The organism is Acinetobacter lanii (genome assembly GCF_011578285.1).
GTDB lineage: Bacteria > Pseudomonadota > Gammaproteobacteria > Pseudomonadales > Moraxellaceae > Acinetobacter > Acinetobacter lanii.
Window position 1 is genome coordinate 1,360,081 of record NZ_CP049916.1, and the last position, 21,556, is coordinate 1,381,636.

A 21,556-nucleotide genomic window follows, 5' to 3' on the forward strand; every position below is an offset into this window, starting at 1 on the left:
CAAGTTTCTACATAAGCGTTCGCTGAACCTCATAGCTATTTTTTAATGGGGTTTAGGTTTTAGGCAGTGTGGTAGTAATTCTTGTAGGCAGGACACTTTATGTGTTGGCGGCCTTTTCAGCCTATCACCTAAAGTAGATGCAGGTTATGGCAAAGGCAGTAACCACTTATAAAGCACAATACATAACAACACGACACTCAATGCAGAGCAGATTAGCTTAAAGAGCAAAGGTGATACCACGATTTAACGGCAGGGATTGGTGAGGCTGCAGGAGATTCTAGCTACAATGCTCAGTTGGCTGGTGTGGTTGGAAAAAATGAGTTAGAGAATAATGAGATGGGATATTCCCAGTTAATCCTAAGCAAATGAAGCCTGCACAATCGCTGGCAGAGTATGATATTAAGGAAGGGTAAAACTTATGTCGGAGCTATTATTAATGACAGCGTAGTAATAGCAAGCGTCACTCCTTTGTGACCTGGTTATAGAATTTACCAAGGAAGTAAATGGGTTTTGTATACGGCAAAACAAGGGGCTGGCAGTGCCACATTAAGAAATATAATTAACAACGCAATGCTGAATGGGACAATTTCAGGTGGGATCTCACCTCCTTCAGGTGACGATGTTAAAGGTATTATTGCCAATATAGCTAAAAACTTAAGATGAGCTACAATAGAAAAAACTCTAATCTTTAAGATCATGCCAAAACATATTCTGTCGATTTACGCGAAAAAGCCATGCAGTTTTATAAAGAGTCAAAGCATAAATCTAAGACGTGCGAAATATTTAATATTGCCAGAACCACGCTCGATGATTGGATCCTGATCGAACAGCAGACTGGTCAACTCAAACAACCTAAGTCTCCAAATGTAGGACGTCCCTCAAAGATTCTGGACCTGCAAGCTTTTGAAGCATTTGTAAAAACAACGCCATTTACCCAAGCTAAAGATCTTATTCCTTTGTTTGAACAGAAATTCGGTTATAGCGTTGGCTATCATGTCATTTTAAAAGCTCTAAATAAGATGGGTTGGACGCGTAAAAAAAGAGTTTTCTCTACAAACAAGCCTGCAAGTTAAGCCGTGCTGTATTTGAATGGTGTTTGCCTCAGTGGAAGCAGCAATATGGTGAAGATCACATTCTTTATATCGATGAATCAGGCATCAATACCAATGAAACCGCAGAAATACGGTTGGTCTCCAAAAGGTCAACGTTGTCATGCATTTAAGTCAGGTGGGCATGGCACGAGACTCAGTATGATCAGTGCGGTCAGATCAAATGCACCATTCAAGTTTACTCAACCTTTAGTTTTTCACGGTTCGTGTGATCGGAATATTTTTGTCTGTTGGTTGGAATATTTGTTGCAGGATTTAAAGCAAAAGGATGATCAGACTAAGAGTTATTTGCTGATTCTAGATAATGCATCCATTCATAAAGGTCGAGTAATTGATGACTTGGCAGCACGATATCAGATAAGAATTGTTTATCTACCTGCATATAGTCCTGATCTAAATCCTATTGAGAGAGCATGGTCTGTCCTAAAAAGTAAAGTCAGACATATGGTTGCCCATAGCAATAAAACACTTCCCGACGCTTTAGATATTGCATTTAAAATGATGTAGCTTATATTTTATACTTAGCTATACAGCATTTGGTGCAGCGGCAGGCAGCGTGAGCACATGGAATAAGGTTTACTAACGATAAAAGAGCAGGCTGCCATACCTGGGTGTTAATTGTGGGTGTCCGCTTTAGTTGGGGGAATACAATATGATGTGGGAAGGAAAAAAATCATTAAAGTGAAGGGTGATTAGATCATTTGGATCAGTAGCAATTTTCGCATGCAATATTAAAGAATCAGAATAGGAAATGTAAATTTCTTTATTTTCAAATTTTTTTGATATAACAGAATTTTTGCTCAACTTATATTCGGATACATATGAGTTCATTCGAATATCACTGATCCAAGTTTTAGCTCTTAGCAGGCGCCAATTTATATTTGTGACTTCAGCTATAGTTAGGCCTTGATAAGATATTTTTCTAATTTTATCGAAAATTATGTCGAATAAAAATATGTGAGATCTATACAGATAACTAATATTTAATAAAAAAGTTTCTAAGTTTTTTTCAAGAGCTTCAGCACAATAGTTACATAATTCATAGTTATTAATAACTAATCCCCATTGATATAGAAGATATATAGAATAGATAGCATCAAGATTTCTAAAAGAAATAATTTTTTCAAGTGTTGAATAACATATGGGTTGTGGACTATGTAATCCATCGCATATTACATAGCCGCGAATATCTGAAGATAAGTTATGCATATCATTTATAATTTTATTTGATGTATATTTTGTGTTTTCAATATCCCAAATAGGGTGTTGAATAATACAGGTTGCACCGAGTATATTTTTCTCAGTACTTTCTTTCCATGATTTTTGAGGTGTAGATAAACCAAATTTATATTTTTTAAATAATTTATCTTCAGGTGAGTGTTTAGAATTTGAATACATGAATTTATAAAACTGGTATTCATTTGTTATGTTTAAGTCCTTTAATTTTTTAGCTTCATTGAATAAATAGTCATACCAAGTAATTGTTTTTGCATATTCCAAAATACCACGAGCTGTACGTCCCATTTTTTCCACTCCATACTAAAGTTGGGGTAAAGTTATTTTATAATTATACTTCTTTTCTCTACCCCTTTAAATATGCTTTTATAGGTATAAAGCATTCTAAAGAGAGAAATATGGTACTAAAGCATAAGCAAAAGAAGATCACAGAAGATCGACTTTTGCTAACTACGAAGGAAGCAGCCAGATTACTGGGATATGCAGAACAAACATTGCGTAAGTGGGCATTGTATGAAAACGGACCAATAAGTCCTATTAGGCATGGTCGCAGTCTTCGATGGAGTAAAGCAGAAGTCTATAAATTTGCTTGTGTCAAAGAAGAAGTCTAGAAAAATTGAGACAGTTTTTCTTGTTATTAACGCTTATTGCATTTGATATAAAAAGACACGCAATAACAAGAAAAGCTAGCTCATCCAGAAAAAATTTATAATTGATTTTTTAAAAATATCATTAGCTTAAATTTGATTGAGATTTAGGTCCTAAGATTTCTCATGCTCAAAAAAAGCCTTTATGAAATTTTTAGAATGATGAATTTGGAGCTAATAATGTCCAAAAAACAAGCTAAACCAAAGAAGAGTTTTAAGCTATCGCAACCGAAACAAGTCAACTTAATTGACAGTGCGCTAAGAAAATATTCCAACTTAATCGACCAGACAGTAAAGCTTACTAATGTTGAGGTAAGTGAGCAAAAAAATGCAAAAGATCGACTGAGAAAATTAATGATTAATCGCGTTATGAGAGACTATTTGAGCCATACACAACATACCTATCTTTTATCTAGTAAAGAAAAAACGGTAGTGTCTAAATGTGACGTGTTAACCACCTATCTTTAATGTCTTGATTGTATTTTAATAAAAATAGATGCAAGACAGCTTCATGATTTTCTTTCTTCTTCGAAAAGCTTAAAGTTTTCCGTGTAAAACGCCCTAAGCGATTTCTTAATGTGGCATTGAAACGCTCAACATGGTTGGTTAAACCTGTATGTTTACCTACAGAGCGATGAGTATCAGGATCAAATACCTCAGCATAACTTGACCAATAATCACTACAGGTTGCTAAATTAAAGTAGCTTGTGGGAATACGGCAACGTAAATCTGTACACGTTTTATCATTACGCTGACCACACACATAAGCCACTATAGCTAAAAGTTTAAGATGAGCTACAATAGAAAAAACTTTAATCTTTAAGACCATGCCAAAAACATATTCTGTCGATTTACGCGAAAAAGCCATGCAGTTTTATAAAGAGTCAAAGCATAAATCTAAGACGTGCGAAATATTTAATATTGCCAGAACCACGCTCGATGATTGGATCCTGATCGAACAGCAGACTGGTCAACTCAAACAACCTAAGTCTCCAAATGTAGGACGTCCCTCAAAGATTCTGGACCTGCAAGCTTTTGAAGCATTTGTAAAAACAACGCCATTTACCCAAGCTAAAGATCTTATTCATTTGTTTGAACAGAAATTCGGTTATAGCGTTGGCTATCATGTCATTTTAAAAGCTCTAAATAAGATGGGTTGGACGCGTAAAAAAAGAGTTTTCTCTACAAACAAGCCTGCAAGTTAAGCCGTGCTGTATTTGAATGGTGTTTGCCTCAGTGGAAGCAGCAATATGGTGAAGATCACATTCTTTATATCGATGAATCAGGCATCAATACCAATGAAACCGCAGAATATGGTTGGTCTCCAAAAGGTCAACGTTGTCATGCATTTAAGTCAGGTGGGCATGGCACGAGACTCAGTATGATCAGTGCGGTCAGATCAAATGCACCATTCAAGTTTACTCAACCTTTAGTTTTTCACGGTTCGTGTGATCGGAATATTTTTGTCTGTTGGTTGGAATATTTGTTGCAGGATTTAAAGCAAAAGGATGATCAGACTAAGAGTTATTTGCTGATTCTAGATAATGCATCCATTCATAAAGGTCGAGTAATTGATGACTTGGCAGCACGATATCAGATAAGAATTGTTTATCTACCTGCATATAGTCCTGATCTAAATCCTATTGAGAGAGCATGGTCTGTCCTAAAAAGTAAAGTCAGACATATGGTTGCCCATAGCAATAAAACACTTCCCGACGCTTTGGATATTGCATTCAAGATGATGTAGCTTATATTCTATACTTAGCTATATTTGGCGTGTACGATGGCAGGGAGCAATCCAAGTCCAAACCTTATGGCGACGGGCTTTTACGAAACTCCATAACTCATCAAGCTCAAGGACATCTGTTGGATGAGCATCAAGTAATTCGTCACTCAGTTTCCTGCTGTTTACTTTTTTTTATCCAGCCCATCAGTGTTTCAGGTGCAACACCGAATAGACGCTGCATGCCTCTCAAACTGCCTCGTTCAAGATAGGTACTGATAATGAGTTCTTTCTGTTCTTCGGTATATTTAATTTTGGGTTTGAGTACACTAGAGCGCCCACAATCTTTACATCTGAACTGTGCATTTCCACTTTTGTTGTGACCATTCTTATGGATATTGGGTGATTGGCAACGGGTGCAGACATAAGTTGTCTTTTCTATGATCATGTTAAAGGTTTATTGCTCAGACATTTTCACGTCTATTCTAAATTAAAACACGTTGTTTTTGTACACTACCAGTTTGTTAATGATGGTGAGACTCATCAATATTATTGAGTTTGAAACTCAAAGCGAAAGGCGTCAGGGAGAAAAAAGGCTAGTTCAGCTTATAGAGTCTATCGATGCTCAAAATGGTGAAGGCTTTGATCGATATATTGATTTGGCTATATTGGATGTCGATCAAAATAGCATGTTATGTAATTATTTTAAAAAGGAAAAATATAAATTATTTGAGCATGTCGATTACGTGCAATATTTTAGTCAAAAGAATACGCTTGACGGTTTTACAACGGCATTATCTATGGGGACGTTAGACAGCGCTGCACTATCATTGTCAACCTTAAAAATGCTTGAGACATTTGTTGCATTTAAAGACAAGAAATCTTTAAAAAAGAAATTTATTACTTCCGAAAATGCATTTGATGATCCAAACGGGAGTTTTCGAAAGCCTAAGTCTGAAAATATCCAAAAACTGAGTACGGAATATCATTGTGCCGCAGAAATTAAAAAAGGATTGATAGGGCAATTTAAAGATAAAGAAAAACCCGAGATCATTAGGCAATTCTCTGAAGATATTAAGTCGCTTAAAGAAAGCTATAGTAATCATAAATATAGCTTAGCTAAAGATATTTCGCTTGTGAGTGTTCAGATTGCGTTGATGACATGGTATCGGGAGTATCTTGTAGGCGGTCAATCTTCAAATTTTTCTAAAGTAAAAGATGGTATTGCTCTGAGCTCCTTGGATACTTATAAATCCTCTTTCGCTGAAGATCTTTTTATGTATGTTGTTATTCATGACCTTGATATCTTTAAGATGGATGAAGAACAATTTGAGGGGGCGTATGAATATATTTTAAGCGAAAAATTGATTACTGATAAACATCGAAAAAATAAAGCATTTAAAAATAATATTAGGGAGGTGAAATATGATAGCTATGGTAAAGCTGTAGAAAATTTAAAAAAATTTCATAACAGTTTAATTCGTAATTTTGGTGCTCCCCGAGTAGGTTTTTTAGATCAGTTAAAGTCTGAGGGTCTTCAGATGTGTAGAGCATCATATGTTACCCCAGTGATGTGGGCTCATTTTAATAATTTAATTGGTCGCCAAGCTGATCTGAGTAAAGAACAAAAAAATATATTCAAAACAATTTGTATGATTGCTTACCGCACAGGTTTAAGAATTGGTGAAATTCTTGGGCTAAGGTTAAGCGACTTAGGCATGATTGAACTTGATGTTAAAACAATTGGCTATGAACGATATTATTTTTTAACAGCCAGTAATCCTCAATTTATCAAAATCTTTATTCATAATAACTATCATCGTCAGGTTAAAACGAAGAATGCAAAACGAGGAATACGCCTTGATGAATTGCTAACTGAATGTGAATTGAATGAATTTATTGGCCTAATCAAAAAGCATCTTAATGTAAAAGTTGGTCAAAAATGGTTGGGGGGAGAAGATTGTTTTATCTTCCAAGATGAATTTGGTCAAATTTTTTCATCTCGTTTTATTAGTGCTAAGACAAAGGAAATTTTTGATACTTTATTTAATAATCCACACGATTACTCCTTTCATAGTTTTAGACACACTGCTACCAACAATTTAGCTTTAATTTTGAAAGGAAGTGACACATTAATTAAAAGTTGGATCGGCTATTCACCCGATCATATTGTCAAAATTAAGAATTATTTACTGGGTAATACGGACAGTATTGCTGGACGTCAGGATGTTTGGAAGATTTTGGCACATTTTGTAGGTCATTCATCAATTGAGATGACAGCCAATCATTACCTACATTTGGGTTCAATGTTAGTCGGGGATGCATTATGTCCAGATGAAAGTAAAATATCAGCAAATATTGTAAGAGCTTTACTCTCTTGCAGAGTATTCAAGAAACAATTGAATACGTCTCAAATGAAAGAAAAGCTTGAATTAAAAGAAATCTTAGAGAAGATAGCTCCCAATTCAAAGATTATTCAAGACGCAATATTTCCTGATCGGTGGCATACTCAGATATTAAAATGTGAAGATGTAGAGCAAACTGATAATGTAACCGAAAGGCTCAAACTGAAATCAGAATTGAATAATATTATAGATGTACTTTCAGGAAAAAATGAAAATCTGAAGTTGAAAGAAATTGGGAGAGACTTGGCCTCAAACCTGTATAAAAATAGACACTTTCAACACAAAAATGATATTTCTAAAAGTAATCCTTTAGACATGCTGTTAAAGCATATCAATAGAAATAAGTCTGGAAATGTATTTAGCGAAGCTGATTTTGAAATTTTCACAGCTGTGCTGGATAGTAACTTTACGTTAGATTATTTTGAGCGCCGTATTCGTCTTATAGATGCTCGTATGGAGGTGTATATCCAAAGCGAAGTAGAGTATCAGGAGTTTGATAAATTTTGTCGTGAGTTAAAATTTATATACAAGCAGTTTAAAGAAAAAATTAAAATATCAAAACTGTCCTGGAAGGAAATTGAAGCTGAACTTGGAGCGGCTAAAAGTAAGAAAGGGGTAAGCTTAACAATTAGTAATGACAACTATAAAGATAATACCTGCCAAAAAATCTTGAGTGACTTATTTTTAGCAGTCATCTATCGCCGTTGGAGTTTAGCTCAGATTAATAATTAGTTACTGCGTTAAATAATTTAACAAGTTTAAGAATGTGATTTCAAAAAATGGAAGTGGACTAAATGAAGTATACTTATATAGATGTAGATCATTGTATTTAAGAAGCTTTACAAGGGAATATCGTTTATTTAGACGATAATTGATATTTTGTAAGTGCTGAAACAGCCTTACAGCAAGTCCTTATACCTGAGCATATTTTCTGTACCGCACCATATTGGGTCATTGGATATAAGTTGCCTAAACCGATTCAAACCCAAAAGGAATTAGAGTCATTATTTACATGGCATAATTTTTTTACTGAATTTGCTAGCAATGCTGATGAATTTAAAGATTTTAACCCTAGGGGCGAGTAATGAAACTTTATAGTGTCAGCTCTTATAGTTTTTAAACTCATCAGCGTGAGTAGATAATAATTTCAGTATTGACTGCATCTTAAAGGATTGTTTATGAGCAAAAGTATAAAGAGGCAACTCAGTTTCTTTTTAATCGTACTTTTCGGAGTAAATGCCTATAATTATGTGGCTACTCGTCAAATAGAACATACGGTGGTGAATTCTAGCGTTCAAGAGCGAGCATTTATGCAAAAACGAGCTGAATACATAAAAAATCACGGTGAGACCAGTATGGCTGATAAAGAAATTAAGCAAGAACTGGCATTTAGAAGTAGGCATGCTTTAATGAATAGTTCATCTTTGTATCAGCGTGTTGAAGAGCAAGATCTTGAAAAATTTGTAAAGTGAGGTACATATAATGCAAGATAGAACTAGATTTATGCAAGATGGGTCTATTGTTCAATCCAGCTTATCTTCCACAAGCAATAGTAGGTATCCTGCATGTGATGTACTATCAATGGAAACGGATGATAGTGATGTGTTGAAAGAAACTGCTGAAGCTATGTACGCATCTACAGGTGATACAATTTGGTTAAGCTTTTAAATATAAAATTCAAGCGCTTTATATCGTTTCAATGAGCAGAGTTCAAAATTGCTTGAGTACGTCGTCAATTGATATTTCTTCTTCTACATAGAAAATACCATTTTGATCTGCTTTCATTTTTTAATAGTCATACCTTCAAGCTTTGCAATCTCGATTAAATCGTCAAGTATTTGATCTGCAATTTTATTTTTCCAATCATTTTCTGGGTCTAAAGGATTCGACATGAGTTTTTCCTAGTTCATGGTGTAGAAGCTAAGTCAACAGTACTAAAGGATGTATGATATTAGAGTTGGTTTAAATTGCTTCAATACGAGTATGACTACTTAAACTTCGATGATCAAATTTTCTCTAAAACCATTTTTCCCTTGTTCTTCCGGATAACCTAAAGGATTAATCAATAATCTACATCCATCAACTACAGTATCCACTGATGTATGCGTATGTCCAGATATCCAAAGCTTGAATCCTTTCACATCTAAGTCATTGATGAAATAGGGATTGAGAATTGAAGCAATAGGGTGATTACCCCAATATGGATCAAGACAGGCTAAATGTGGTGGAAAGTGTGTAATCACGATCACATTATCTTGCTGTCTAAACTGCATAATATTTTGATGATATTTTTTAAATAGTTCTATGTAGTCATCGGCGGTTATAGGTCTATTTACATTGCTAATCATGATTTGATCAAAATCATAAATCGATTGTTCAGCATCTTTTTGGGACTGTAAAAGTACCTCAGGAGATGTAAGTAGTGAATTGGAGCGAAAGTTCGTAAACAGCGTGCCACCTACAAATATTTTATCTTGAATTTTGATATGGTTGTCATCAAGTAGTGCATTTTTTGGGTAGTTTTCTTTCAAGAAATTCACGACTGAACTGTAGTTAGAGCTGTAGTAATCATGATTACCTAAAACAAAGATAAATTTTTTATTCAGAGATTTACATTTTTCGGCAAACTCAATTGCACCACTTAAGCGATTAGAAAAATCGCCAGCGTGAATAATGACATCAGCTTGCTCTGATATTGAATATTTGGAATTGTGAGTATCCGATAAAATTTGCAGTTTCAATCTACTTCCTTTATTAAATCACGCTGCTTAAATATATAGTGTTTCATTGCGATCAGTTTACAGCAACTAAATATTGTAGAAATTATAAGATACTTATCTGTATTCTTAAGCCTCTAGAAATATAGGTAATTATTTTTGCATAGATTGATTAAATATTAATCATAAAATTTGACCATTTAAATTTATGCACATAAGATAAAGATGTTACAGCAAAATCTGTGACCAGGCGTGGAAACCTGAATTTACTACAGAAGCAGTAAACCGCTTTGGCGGTTTTTTGCATTAACTATGTTTAGTCTATCGTAATGGTAGGCCAAGCAGGGCAGTCTATGACTGGCCGTCTTCTGTAGTACGGTATTTCCACCCCTTGAACCGTACCGGGTTTGTCGGAGACTTTTTTATTTAAGTTAGGCCACCTGACCTAACGGGTTAATCTTATCATAGTACATTGCTTCAAACTCAAAAGGCGACTTGTAACCCAGTGCACTGTGTACACGCTTTTTATTGAACCAATCTACCCAGTTTAGTGTCGCAAGTTGTACATCTGCTAAACCTTGCCAATCTGCTTTTAAATATTCAATCACCTCTGTTTTGTATAAGCCATTCACCGTTTCAGCCAAAGCATTATCGTATGAATCACCAGTCGTACCGACTGATGCTCGTAAATTTGCTGCTTCTAAACGATTGGTATAGCGAATAGAAAGATATTGAACACCTCTATCGGAATGATGAATTACATTCTTTGGCTTACCTCGATCATGCAATGCTTGCTCCAGTGCATCAAGTACCATATCTGTATTCATCCGTGTAGATACTTTCCATCCAACAATTGCTCGTGAAAACACATCAATAATAAAGGCGGTATAGACCCAGCCTGAATGAGTTTGAATATACGTAAAGTCACCGACCCATAGTTGGTTTGGATGATCAGCACTAAAATTACGTTTCACTAAATCATCTGCCCGTTTTTGGTCATCTCGGCTACGGGTAGTTTGTTTATTCTTACCACGCCAAATACCTTGTATACCTAGCTTCTGCATCAATCGAGCAACTGTACAACGTGCAATCACATAGCCTTCACGTTTCAGTTGTTGCCAGACCTTACGCACACCGTATCGACCTGAACTTTCTTTCCAAATTCGCTTAATCTCCTCAGCATGATGCAAGTCATGTAAATCTCGTTTCGCTCGATGTTCTGGATTTACTGTGAGATCTAAAGTCCGGTAATAGGTTGAAGGTGCGATCGGTAAAATTCTACAAATCGCCTCGACTCCGTACAGCTCTTTATTATTATGGATAAAATCCACCATTATTTGTGTGGGCGGTCGAGCTCCGCCTGGGCGAAAAAAGCGGCTGCTTTACGTAGAATCTCATTGGCGCGTTGCAGTTCTTTATTTTCGCGTTCGAGTTGTTTGATACGTTCTTGGTCTGAAAGCTGCTGTACTTTAACTGGATTTTGTTTATCTAAATATTTTTGATACCAAACACGTAGTGTTTCAGGAGTACAACCTATCTTGGGAGCAATAGCGGTGATCGCAGCCCAATTCGATGGATAATCTTTTTCAGATTCAATCAATAATTGAACCGCTCTTTCTCTGATTTCAGGGGTATATTTTAATTTTGTCATCGGGATAGTCTCTCAGAATATTGACTCTCCGACAAACCCGGTACGGTTCAATACTTTTAGAGCCGGATTTAACACACGGAAAAAAAATCGGCTTGGTCAATGAACTCCTGAATATCATGTTTGGTGATATTTGTCAGAATACTGTGAGTATAGAGCAAGGTCAGCGTGTAGAAAATTTAATGCTAAAACTTAGAGTTGTGCTGTGTCGTATCGCTACACCAGCAGTTAGTATTCGAATTCCAAGTTTGGGTTTACACCCAAAACTATATTTTTATAAAGATCATCGTTTTCAAGTGACATCCTTTTTGGCTTGGTTCTCTATCGTCTGCGAAATTGAAGAAGATTGTTTTGAAATACAGAATAAAAAGTTAGATTTTATTGGTTTTACCCGAGCACGCCGTGGTGTTGAAAGTTTAATTGAAAAAATTCCTGTGGCCATCAAAGAAACTGTCGGTAAGTTTGGTAGCGGGATCAGATCACATGAGCGATTGAAGAACGTGTATCAAGCCTTTATCTGTATTGGACTCAATATAGATTTAGATTTTGAAGACGAAGTTTGTTTGAACACCGTCATTCTTTCGATGAGTCAATCATTTGATTATATTAATTTTAATGATTTTTACCTTGAACGTTTTGGTGGTGATTATGATGAGAGCATTGTTGATGATGTTGTGAGCTTTGTGAAATCAGTAAGACCATCAAAGAAGAAAAAACCTCTAAATTTTTCAATCGCTACTAAAAGAAATCTGTATCAACGTGAGGAAAAGAAAACATGGAGCTATTGCGAAGTATGTGATAGCGCTCTATACCTTGAATCGACTGAAGTAGATCATCGAGAATCGAAAGCAGAAGGTGGTTACGGTATTATAGAAAATGGAGCAATTATTCATCCTATATGTAATCGTTTCAAGTCGGATCGTGATTTGGATGAAGTAAGGGCTGATTTATTTGAATAATTTGATGTATACAAAATGATAGAGAGCTTTTGCTTTCTATCAGTATATTTAAATATTATTAAAAACGATTGTGTTTTCTGTATATCATTTAAATTTAACAATAATTTAAAATATTTAGTGTTAATTTTTTCAATCAATTGAATATCATCTACAATAATAGTACTCTCCCTGGAGAAATTTCTCCAGTGAATCTTTGTTGCAATGAAATCTGATATTTTTAATTTACATTTTTCGGGTCATGAAACCTTTGCACTACGCTATGGTTGGCTAAATAAAGCATATAATAATTTTAGTTTAAATGAAAAAGATATTGAAAAACAAGTTGTTGAGCTTGGTGTTGGTAAAAATATGGTTAACAGTATTAAATACTGGGCTGAAGTTTCAGGGTTGGTGCCGCTCAAAGATTCTGAGAATAGTAAACAAAACTATAAAACTGCAATAAGTGAAATTTTTGCAAAATATGATACTTACTTAGAGTTGAATGAATCTACTTGGTTACTACACTATTTTATTCAAAAAAACTTTACTGATCTAACACTTGCTCGCTGGTATTTTAATTATTGTAATAAACAAGTCTTTGAGAAATCTGAATTACTTAGTGATCTTATATTTTGGCTTGAAACAAACGGTTTGAAGCTACCTTCGGAAGCGACTTTGCAGAAAGATTTAGATTGTTTCATTCTTTGTTACTCAAAAAAACTAAGTAAGAAACAGCTTAATGAAGATGCTTTTATTTCGCCATTAAATGAACTAAATCTAATTTATCAGGTGGATTCTCATAAGTTTAAAGCTGATCTACTTGAGCAAAAAAATCTTTCAGTGGATATATTTTTATATTGCTTAACAGATTTTTGGCAAACACATTTCTCGGAAGCTCCTTCACTAAGTGTAGATATGATTTCGACTTATCCGGGAAGCCCTGGTCGTTTATTTCGTTTAAATAATGCATCGGTTGATTATTTCTTAAATCAATGTGCAGTTATTGACGATCGTTTTAACTGGACTGATACATTAGGAATGCGAAGCTTATCTTGCTTGGATATCAAAAATGTAAATTTAAACGAACTACTGGCTAATATTTATCGTGAGTATCAGAAATGAATCAAAACTATAAATTAAATCATTACTATGAAATTCACGTAAACCATCTACTTTCGACACGACTTGATAGTGACATATCGAAGGAATTTTTTGAGCGAGTAATTTTTCATGGAACAGCGTACAACTCATTGAAAACAATAGTTGATTCTTTTTATGAAAACACTCAATCCGCTTTTACTTTGACAGGTGGATATGGAACGGGTAAATCTACTTTAGCAGCGATTTTATCAGGGCTTTTACATCCAAATGATGAAATTAGAGTGGCTGCTAGAGCCCTAGTACAAGATTCTGATTTACTTAAGCAAATTGATAAAAATTTCAAGTTATCTAGTGATAAACCTTGGTTGATTATTAAAGCAGTCGGAGGGGTAACTTCACCTGTTGAGCTATTTTATAAATCCATCCTAAAAGCACTTCAAGATGCTAATCTTATGGATGTGTTTGAAAGTGACTTATTTTTTCTGCCAGATCAGATAGATAGCGATCATCAATTAATTGAATGGATTGATGAAGTATTTAGAGCATTAGATGGAAGAATTTCGGGTAGTTTACTTATCTTAGATGAGATGGGTAAGCTTTTAGACCATATTGCTAGAAATAATGGTGATCTACATTTATTCCAGGATTTATCTGAGAGAATCAATAGACTTTCTACTAAGCAGTGTCCTTTTATCTTTTTAGGGATTTTGCATCAGGCGTTTGCTGACTATGCAAGAGGAATGAGTCATCATATCGCTTTAGAATGGACTAAAATTCAAGGTCGTTATGTTGATATCTCATATCGAATTTCATTGGATGAATCGGTCGCACTTGTTTCTAAAACAATAAAAGCAAGAGAAACTCAAATTCCAGAAGCTATTACTGCTGTAAATAATGCCTTAGTAACTAAAGTTGTAGGTTCTATTAAATCTCGATTGACAGAGAATAGTCCAAAACTGAATGTATATCTGCAAGAGGCATTGCCACTACATCCATTAACTACGGTACTTCTGGGGATTATTTCTAAAAGTAGCTTTAGTCAAAATGAACGTAGTATTTTTAGTTTTCTTTTGTCAGTTGAACCTTTTAGTTTTAGAAAGTTTCTAGAGTCAGAAGTTAATCTAAACTCAACTTACACGATTGTTGATTTATGGGATTACTTAAGTCAAAACTTGCAACACCAAATCCTAAGTTCTAAAGAAGGGCATTTATGGGCAATCGTTGAAGAAACTCTAACTTTACTTAGTAAAAATCTAAGTAAAAAAGAGGGTTTAACTCCGGAAAGTGAAGAGTTATATCCTAACGTTATTAAAGCAATTGCAATGCTTAATATGTTTGGTAAGTCTTTAGGTATTTATCCGTCAGTAGATTTAATTGCTCACGCATTACCATCTTCATCAAAAAACCTAGAAATTCTCCCTATATGTTTAAAGAATCTAGAAGATTGGGGAGTGATTACTTATTGGAATCGTACAAAGTCTTATGAAGTTGTTGAGACATCTGAACTCAATATTCAGCAATTGTTACAAGAGAAGTTAGAGGCATTAAGTAACCAACAAAATTATTTTGAGCACATCAACTATAAGGGCAATTCAGTACTTGCAAAACGCCACTACCATGAAAGGGGTGTAATGCGTTGGATGGATCAGCATCTAGTAAATGATCTTCCTGGACTAGAACGTCTCATAAGTAAATCTGAATTTATTAAGTCAAAAGCTTTTGCGCACTTTGTTTTAATAACAGATCAAGCTCTTAATTCAACGAAACTAATTGAATTATCAAAGGAACATTCTCGTATTGTTATTGCTAAGTTAGATAAAATTAGTGAATTATTAAGCTGGTCCAAAGAAATTTATGCACTAAATGAAATTTTTAGAGAATTGCCAAAACTGATGCTGGACACTGTTGCGAAAAAAGAATATGAGCAACGGTTAAATTATGCATATCAACAGGTCGATGATCTATTTAGTCAGTCATTTGAATCAGTGGAATGGTACTGTAAGGGAAACCTTTTAAAGGGTAAGTCTTTATCCATTATTGTCTCTGATTTGGCTGATGAGCTATATCAATCATGTCCGAAAATCCTAAACGAATTGGTTGTTCGACATGATGTTTCTAGCTCTGCAGCTGCTGGTCGTAAAAAACTATTAGAAAATATGTTGGAGAATTCGAATCAAGAAAATTTAGGTATCGAAAAGTTCCCACCAGAAAAAGCAATTTATTTGTCTTGTATTAAACAATTAGGCTTACATCAGTTTAATGTGGAGAAGATGGAATGGGTATTTGATTTTCCTGTCTTAGATGAATCTAATAGAGATCAAAGTGAAAATTTAGAGCGTGTTTCGAAATTATTTCAACATGGATATAAAATTTTCACAGATACAAAGTCTTTAGTTCCTTTAACAGAGCTTTATAAAGTATGGTCAGATACGCCATTCGGTATTCCTCAAGGTGTATTACCAATATTTGCTTTAACCCTTTTGTTGGCTAAAGAAAAGAGCCTTGCTTTTTATGATAAAGATGTAACTCAAGAATTTAAGTTTATTAGTGAAATTGATGATGAGTACATCAATAAGCTGGTTAAGCGACCTCATGAGATTGCGGTTAAATATATTAAAGAGCCTGCTGAAAAAAATAGGTTTATCAATCTTCTAGCAAATAGCATTAAAGATATTTTTGACAAAAATATAGAGGCTACCCCTTTAGCTGTAGCACGCTTTCTAGTTTCATACACTGTGAAGCAGTCTAGTTGGGCTAAGTTTTCTAAGGATAAAGAATATTTTGACGAGAAGGTACAGTTATTAAGATCATTCCTTGTTAAGGCAGATGATCCTTACAAATTGCTTTTTGAAGACTTGTATGATGTGCTTGAGGTTTCTACAAGATCTGATGATCTAGTTCTTGCAGATCTATCAAATTTACTTGGTAGTTTTATGGGTGCAAAGCCAAATCTACTTAAAAATTTTGAAGGTAGATTACGTAAAGAACTCGGTAATATCACACCCGAAATCATTCAAGAAGCAGATGCAGTGAGCAAGTTTGCAGCTGATTGGAAAATGAAAAAATTTGCGGAACATCTATCTAGAAGCTCAAAAGAGTCCACTCAATGGTTGTCAAATTTAATTACATTGCTGGGTCAGATACCAGAAAAAGATTGGACAGATGATAGTCTGAAAAAAGCTTTTGAAGCTCTGCCTGGTTATGTCCAAAGATTTAAGCAACTAAGCTTTTTTGCTAGAAATGCTGAGAAATCAGAACAAATTTCATCTAATAAGCGATCCTTAGCAGTAATTATTAACACGGATCAAGGTCTTGAAGAATATAACCGAGACGTCATTGTAGATTCGACTATTGAGGATGATTTAAAAAAATTGCAAAAAGAGCTACTTAAAAAGGTGAATACTTTTGACCTAAGTGACGATGCTAAAGCAATGGTATTATATGGGTTGCTTAAAGATTATTTACATCCGATTGGTGAGGACAAAGCATGACCCTTGAAAAACCAGTAAAACATGTCCTAGGGCTTTCTGGTGGTAAGGATAGTGCTGCGCTTGCTGTCTACATGCGAGACCACTATCCTGAGTTAGATATTGAGTATTTTTTCACTGATACTGGTAAAGAATTGCCTGAAGTCATGGATTATCTAAACCAATTAGAATCTTACCTAGGTAAACCAATTTTGCGCTTAGGTTCAGATAAAGATTTCGATTACTGGTTGAAGGAATATAATCATTTTCTTCCGTCTGGCCATCAACGCTGGTGTACTGTACAGATGAAACTAGTACCATTCGAGAAATGGGTTAAACCCTTTCTTGATGAAGGGTATGAAATCATCAGTTACGTTGGAATTCGTGCAGATGAGCCTTGGCGTGAAGGTTATGTACCAACTCAAAAATTTTTAACGACCAAAATGCCATTTGCTCAAGATGGTCTAGTCAAAGAGGATATTATTAATATTCTAGAAGGGACTGGATTAGGCCTTCCTAAATATTATGAATGGCGCTCTAGGAGTGGATGTACTTTCTGTTTTTATCAAAGAAAGATTGAGTGGGTACGTTTGATGGAACGACATCCTACTAAATTTGAAGAAGCGAAAGCTTATGAAAAGCAACTTAATGATGAGAAGTCTACTAATGGTGAAACATATTACTGGATGGGTAAGAATACTCCTCTAAGTACCTTAGAGGATCCAGTACGTGTAGCCCAAATAAAATCTGATCATGAGAAAAAACTCGAACGATTTAAGAAAAAGCGCCGTCGTAATGCTCTATATGATGATCAGTTGATTGAGATGATTGATTTAGATGCTCTGTATGATGACATAGAGGGTGGTGGTGCTTGTGTGACGTGTTATAAATAAAAAATAACTCGCTTTTAGGCGAGTTATTCTTTTAAAGTTGGTGGTAATCCTCTAAAAGTAGAATTTTTCTTAATATCCAAAAAGGAGGTTATGAATGAGAATATCTAAATTTATTAACATTCAGATCATGGCCATTTTCTAAGAATGTTCTTCAATGGTATCTAATAGATTAAATAGAGGTTTTCCTTCTTCTATATCATTAAGAATTTGTAAAACATGCGGTATTCCTGCATTTGCTAAAGCAGAAACATAATTAAACATTTCACGGGCTTCATCTAATTTTTCAATATCCTGGTTATCGGCTAAATATACCATTTGCATATGTTTGACATGATAATCTTCTAATATACTTGCAGCTGTAATATTGCTTACATCATTTGTACTAAAGTGTTGTGGTTTAATGTTTGTTTTTACAGCATAAATAAAGGCAAAATACCAAAGGTCTACTTGTCGATTAAAAGGAGTAAATTCTCCTTGAGCTCTAGGTTCAGATTGTTTACAGAACTTTTTAACTTCTTCAGCATATTGTTTAGGTATAGCAATTTGGTAGTTACTAAAAGGATTGTAAATTGACATTTTAGATAGCCTCTTGGTAATCAATGCGTTGACATATATCACAAGACTGCTTGTGATTACATTCACATCTTAAAATTCTTGTGTCTGAAATTTCAGGTTTATTAGCTAGCATTAAAGGATAGTGGTAAGCGTCCGCTGAATCCCATGCCTATTTTTTAATTTTGGTCGGATTTCCAGCGGTGTGGCAGTAATTCTGATGTGGTTCTAGGATTTTAGACCACGCCTATAAGTGATAATCTACTCCCCAATAAGCATGGGAAATGCTTGTTTTTGGAGTCAACCATGACACGAAGAAAACGTCGTAATCATTCAGCAGAGTTTAAAGTTAAAGTTGCTCTCGCAGCAATTAAAGGCGACCACACACTCGCTGAACTTTCTACTCAATTCGATTTACATCAAAACCAAATCATCGATTGGAAAAATCAACTGCTTGAGCAATCAGTCAATATTTTTTCACGACCAACAGCACAACAAGAACCAGAGATTGACCTCAAAGCTCTACATGCCAAGATAGGACATCAGGCATTGCAAATTGATTTTTTAGAAGGTGCGCTCAGAAAAATAGGGCAGCTGAGCGGCAAAAAATGATCGATAAGACCCATCAACTTTCGGTACGACAACAATCGCAATTGATTCAAATCAATCGCAGTACGTTGTATTACAAGCCCAAAGAGATTTCATCAACTGATTTGAGTTGGATGCGTCTAATCGATGAAATTCATCTCGACTACCCATTTATGGGCAGTCGAATGATACGAGATATGCTACAGCGTCAAGGACATCAAATAGGTCGGCGTAAAGTCCGACGTGAACCGTACCGGGTTTGTCGGAGACCAACTTTCTTGAGAGAATGTCCCAATGACAAAACCAAAATATACCCCTGAAATCAGAGAAAGAGCGGTTCAATTATTGATTGAATCTGAAAAAGATTATCCTTCTACTTGGGCTGCAATCACAGCAATTGCACCTAAGATTGGCTGTACTCCTGAAACACTACGTTCCTGGCATCAGAAGTATTTGAATCAACAGAATCCAATCAAAGTACAGCAGCTTTCAGACCAAGAACGCATTAAACAACTTGAACGCGAAAATAAAGAACTGCAACGAGCCAATGAAATTCTACGCAAAGCAGCCGCTTTTTTCGCCCAGGCGGAGCTCGACCGCCCACACAAATAATGGTGGATTTTATCCATAATAATAAAGAGCTGTACGGAGTCGAGGCGATTTGTAGAATTTTACCTATCGCACCTTCAACCTATTACCGAACTTTAGACCTCGCGGACAATCCAGAACATCGAGCGAAACGAGATTTACATGACTTGCATCATGCTGAACAAATTAAACGAATTTGGAAGGAAAGTTCAGGTCGATATGGTGTACGTAAAGTTTGGCAAAAACTGAAACGTGAAGGCTATATTATTGCGCGCTGTACAGTTGCTCGATTGATGCAAAAGCTAGGTATACAAGGTGTTTGGCGAGGTAAGAATAAACAAACGACCCGTAGCCGGGATGATCAAAAACGAGCAGATGACTTGGTGAAACGCAATTTTAGTGCTGATCAGCCTGACCAGCTGTGGGTCGCTGACTTCACGTATATTCAAACAAATTCAGGCTGGGTCTATACCGCCTTTATTATTGATGTGTTCTCACGAGCAATTGTTGGATGGAAAGTATCAACACGTATGAATACAGACATGGTGCTCGATGCACTGGAGCAAGCATTGCATGATCGAGGCATGCCAAAGAACGTGATTCATCATAGTGACAGAGGCGTGCAATATCTTTCCATTCGTTATACCAATCGTTTAGAAGCAGCAAATTTACGAGCATCAGTCGGTACGACCGGTGATTCATACGATAATGCTTTGGCTGAAACGATGAATGGCTTATACAAAACAGAGGTGATTGAATATTTAAAAGCAGATTGGCAAGGTTTAGCGGATGTACAACTTGCGACACTAAATTGGGTAGATTGGTTCAATAAAGAACGTGTACATAGTGCACTGGGTTATGTATCACCTTTTGATTTTGAAGTAATCTACTATGATAAGATTAACCCGTTAGGTCAGGTGGCCTAACTTAAATAAAAAGTCTCCGACAAACCCGGTACGGTTCACAGTGTCTATAACTGTCTTTAAATCCATAAATAGGTGTCCACTTAAATTTTAGTGGACACTATCGCGGTATTAATGAGTCAGGAAAAGTGGGGCTCAGCGGACGCTTACGGATAGTGAGCCGGGTTAGTTAATGTAAAAATTCTATCCGCATAATTGTCTATTATTTTCTCTACACCATGAATCTCATCATGAGTTAGAAAAAGGATGATTTGACTACCGTCTTTAATCATCTGTTTCAATACAGACTGCTTTACATATCCTGACATCATACCTAAAGGAGTATCAATTACATTTGGAGCTTCAACTTCTGAAACCTTAGTCAGTGCAAGAATAAATGCTAATGTGATTGCCCGTCGAGATGCGCCATTTAGATCTTGGTCTGGATCAATTCTAATGCCATTTATACCGTATACCATGATTTCATAATCTGTACTTAAGGCTGCTTTTGTAATTGAGGAAAAGTCATTTTCATTAGGTGAGGAACCAATCATTTCTAAGAAAATCCTATTCATTTCACTACTAACACGCTGTATTTCTTCATGTTGTAATTTATCTAAAATATTTTTAAAACCATTCTTAAGTGTTTCAGATAATAAAACCCGATTAGTATTTTTATCATTTTTACCTAGTTTCTTTTGAACTTTTTCTCTGTCTTCATTAAGTTCTTTAATTTTTATTTCTGAATTTTCCAGTAATGCTTGTTTACGACTTAATTCATTTGAGGCATCTATAAAATTATTATCGTGTTGTTTGAATATCGAGCGATATAGTTGTAAAGAATCATCATTAATACCATTTATCAGTTCATTTTTTTCGTTAATTTTTGATTGATTGTCAGCAAAAGACTTTAGACAGCAAGTATATTGATGCATCCTATCGTTATAAACACTATTCCAAGTATCACTAGCAATACTAGGGTTGGTACTAACTACTTGGAAATGTAAGCTAGTTGCAAGCTCAGTTTTTCTATCAGAATCTT

The 21,556-nt window shown here is 35.3% G+C and carries 20 protein-coding genes, 2 pseudogenes and 2 other annotated features; of the genes and pseudogenes, 15 read left to right on the top strand and 7 right to left on the bottom strand.

The genetic code is table 11. From position 1 onward, the window contains the following. Positions 1 to 716: 716 nt before the first annotated feature. Together G8D99_RS06295 and G8D99_RS06300 are read left to right on the top strand one after the other, a co-directional pair. Positions 717 to 1,073: pseudogene (locus G8D99_RS06295) on the top strand (IS630 transposase-related protein); the annotation flags it as partial. 93 nt (positions 1,074 to 1,166) lie between these two features. Then, complete coding sequence (locus tag G8D99_RS06300) at positions 1,167 to 1,616, top strand: IS630 family transposase (protein WP_166323672.1); 450 nt, start codon at positions 1,167 to 1,169, stop codon at positions 1,614 to 1,616. Between the two features lie 126 nt (positions 1,617 to 1,742). On the opposite strand, the gene G8D99_RS06305 is transcribed toward G8D99_RS06300, so the two are convergent. Next, positions 1,743 to 2,633 carry a hypothetical protein gene (locus G8D99_RS06305; protein ID WP_166323674.1) on the bottom strand — a complete coding sequence of 297 codons (891 nt, stop codon included), beginning with the start codon at positions 2,631 to 2,633 and terminating at the stop codon, positions 1,743 to 1,745. Between the two features lie 110 nt (positions 2,634 to 2,743). On the opposite strand from G8D99_RS06305, the gene G8D99_RS06310 reads away from it, so the two are divergent. Further along, a complete protein-coding gene (locus tag G8D99_RS06310; protein WP_171522756.1) occupies positions 2,744 to 2,956 on the top strand; it encodes a helix-turn-helix domain-containing protein in 213 nt (70 codons plus the stop codon). Positions 2,957 to 3,172: 216 nt separating this feature from the next. Continuing rightward, a complete protein-coding gene (locus G8D99_RS06315) occupies positions 3,173 to 3,460 on the top strand; it encodes a hypothetical protein (RefSeq protein ID WP_166323676.1) in 288 nt (95 codons plus the stop codon). Here the strand turns inward: G8D99_RS06315 and G8D99_RS15650 are convergent. After that, positions 3,429 to 3,821 carry an IS1 family transposase gene (locus G8D99_RS15650; RefSeq protein WP_227554362.1) on the bottom strand — a complete coding sequence of 131 codons (393 nt, stop codon included), beginning with the start codon at positions 3,819 to 3,821 and terminating at the stop codon, positions 3,429 to 3,431. The two genes, G8D99_RS06315 and G8D99_RS15650, sit on opposite strands and share 32 nt — an antisense overlap. Here G8D99_RS15650 and G8D99_RS06325 point away from each other — a divergent pair. Together G8D99_RS06325 and G8D99_RS06330 are read left to right on the top strand one after the other, a co-directional pair. Next, a complete protein-coding gene (locus G8D99_RS06325; protein WP_166323678.1) occupies positions 3,820 to 4,197 on the top strand; it encodes an IS630 transposase-related protein in 378 nt (125 codons plus the stop codon). The genes G8D99_RS15650 and G8D99_RS06325 overlap by 2 nt on opposite strands. 23 nt (positions 4,198 to 4,220) lie before the next feature. Beyond that, complete coding sequence (locus G8D99_RS06330; RefSeq protein ID WP_166323680.1) at positions 4,221 to 4,739, top strand: IS630 family transposase; 519 nt, start codon at positions 4,221 to 4,223, stop codon at positions 4,737 to 4,739. A gap of 142 nt (positions 4,740 to 4,881) precedes the next feature. Here the strand turns inward: G8D99_RS06330 and G8D99_RS06335 are convergent, their stop codons facing one another. Further along, positions 4,882 to 5,163 carry an IS1 family transposase gene (locus G8D99_RS06335; protein WP_166323682.1) on the bottom strand — a complete coding sequence of 94 codons (282 nt, stop codon included), beginning with the start codon at positions 5,161 to 5,163 and terminating at the stop codon, positions 4,882 to 4,884. A gap of 79 nt (positions 5,164 to 5,242) precedes the next feature. On the opposite strand from G8D99_RS06335, the gene G8D99_RS06340 reads away from it, so the two are divergent. The 3 genes from G8D99_RS06340 (at position 5,243) to G8D99_RS06350 (ending at position 8,788) form a co-directional block, all read left to right on the top strand. Then, the gene (locus G8D99_RS06340) at positions 5,243 to 7,852 is read left to right on the top strand and encodes a site-specific integrase (RefSeq protein WP_196782902.1); all 2,610 of its coding nucleotides are present in this window, start codon (positions 5,243 to 5,245) and stop codon (positions 7,850 to 7,852) included. 446 nt (positions 7,853 to 8,298) lie between these two features. Next, a complete protein-coding gene (locus G8D99_RS06345; RefSeq protein ID WP_166323684.1) occupies positions 8,299 to 8,592 on the top strand; it encodes a hypothetical protein in 294 nt (97 codons plus the stop codon). A 10-nt stretch (positions 8,593 to 8,602) separates the two neighbouring features. Continuing rightward, positions 8,603 to 8,788, top strand: coding sequence for a hypothetical protein (locus G8D99_RS06350; RefSeq protein ID WP_227554363.1), 186 nt, complete (start codon positions 8,603 to 8,605; stop codon positions 8,786 to 8,788). Positions 8,789 to 9,111: 323 nt separating this feature from the next. On the opposite strand, the gene G8D99_RS06360 is transcribed toward G8D99_RS06350, so the two are convergent. Both G8D99_RS06360 and G8D99_RS06365 read right to left on the bottom strand, forming a co-directional pair. Next, positions 9,112 to 9,861: a metallophosphoesterase family protein gene (locus G8D99_RS06360; protein ID WP_166323686.1), complete on the bottom strand. Its 750-nt coding sequence runs from the start codon at positions 9,859 to 9,861 to the stop codon at positions 9,112 to 9,114. Positions 9,862 to 10,268: 407 nt separating this feature from the next. Then, a protein-coding gene (locus G8D99_RS06365; protein ID WP_151208087.1) for an IS3 family transposase occupies positions 10,269 to 11,488 on the bottom strand; the annotation gives its coding sequence in 2 pieces (ribosomal slippage) (positions 10,269 to 11,212 and positions 11,212 to 11,488; 1,221 coding nt in all). Continuing rightward, positions 11,097 to 11,213, bottom strand: a sequence feature (AL1L pseudoknot). Its footprint overlaps the gene before it by 117 nt. A gap of 116 nt (positions 11,489 to 11,604) precedes the next feature. Between G8D99_RS06365 and G8D99_RS06370 the strand changes: the two genes are divergently transcribed. The 4 genes from G8D99_RS06370 (at position 11,605) to G8D99_RS06385 (ending at position 17,884) form a co-directional block, all read left to right on the top strand. Further along, positions 11,605 to 12,444 carry an HNH endonuclease gene (locus G8D99_RS06370; RefSeq protein WP_227554364.1) on the top strand — a complete coding sequence of 280 codons (840 nt, stop codon included), beginning with the start codon at positions 11,605 to 11,607 and terminating at the stop codon, positions 12,442 to 12,444. 201 nt (positions 12,445 to 12,645) lie between these two features. Beyond that, a complete protein-coding gene (locus G8D99_RS06375) occupies positions 12,646 to 13,545 on the top strand; it encodes a DUF4007 family protein (RefSeq protein ID WP_166323688.1) in 900 nt (299 codons plus the stop codon). Beyond that, a complete protein-coding gene (locus G8D99_RS06380; protein WP_166323690.1) occupies positions 13,542 to 17,015 on the top strand; it encodes a P-loop NTPase family protein in 3,474 nt (1,157 codons plus the stop codon). The genes G8D99_RS06375 and G8D99_RS06380 overlap by 4 nt, the downstream gene beginning before the upstream one ends. Beyond that, positions 17,012 to 17,884, top strand: a complete 873-nt coding sequence (locus G8D99_RS06385) for a phosphoadenosine phosphosulfate reductase family protein (protein WP_166323692.1) — start codon at positions 17,012 to 17,014, stop codon at positions 17,882 to 17,884. Before G8D99_RS06380 ends, G8D99_RS06385 begins: the two co-directional genes overlap by 4 nt. A gap of 138 nt (positions 17,885 to 18,022) precedes the next feature. Here the strand turns inward: G8D99_RS06385 and G8D99_RS06390 are convergent, their stop codons facing one another. Next, a complete protein-coding gene (locus tag G8D99_RS06390) occupies positions 18,023 to 18,460 on the bottom strand; it encodes a hypothetical protein (protein WP_166323694.1) in 438 nt (145 codons plus the stop codon). Between the two features lie 282 nt (positions 18,461 to 18,742). Here G8D99_RS06390 and G8D99_RS06395 point away from each other — a divergent pair. Together G8D99_RS06395 and G8D99_RS06400 are read left to right on the top strand one after the other, a co-directional pair. Next, positions 18,743 to 19,269: pseudogene (locus tag G8D99_RS06395) on the top strand (IS3-like element ISAcsp5 family transposase); the annotation flags it as partial. A gap of 49 nt (positions 19,270 to 19,318) precedes the next feature. Continuing rightward, positions 19,319 to 20,538 (top strand): IS3 family transposase gene (locus G8D99_RS06400; RefSeq protein WP_166323496.1). Its coding sequence is split into 2 segments (ribosomal slippage): positions 19,319 to 19,595 and positions 19,595 to 20,538, totalling 1,221 coding nucleotides; the frame shifts between segments, so codons are not numbered across the junction. Continuing rightward, positions 19,594 to 19,710, top strand: a sequence feature (AL1L pseudoknot). (Overlaps the previous gene by 117 nt.) A gap of 143 nt (positions 20,539 to 20,681) precedes the next feature. On the opposite strand, the gene G8D99_RS06405 is transcribed toward G8D99_RS06400, so the two are convergent. Then, positions 20,682 to 21,449: a hypothetical protein gene (locus G8D99_RS06405; protein WP_166323696.1), complete on the bottom strand. Its 768-nt coding sequence runs from the start codon at positions 21,447 to 21,449 to the stop codon at positions 20,682 to 20,684. Between the last annotated feature and the right edge of the window lie 107 nt (positions 21,450 to 21,556).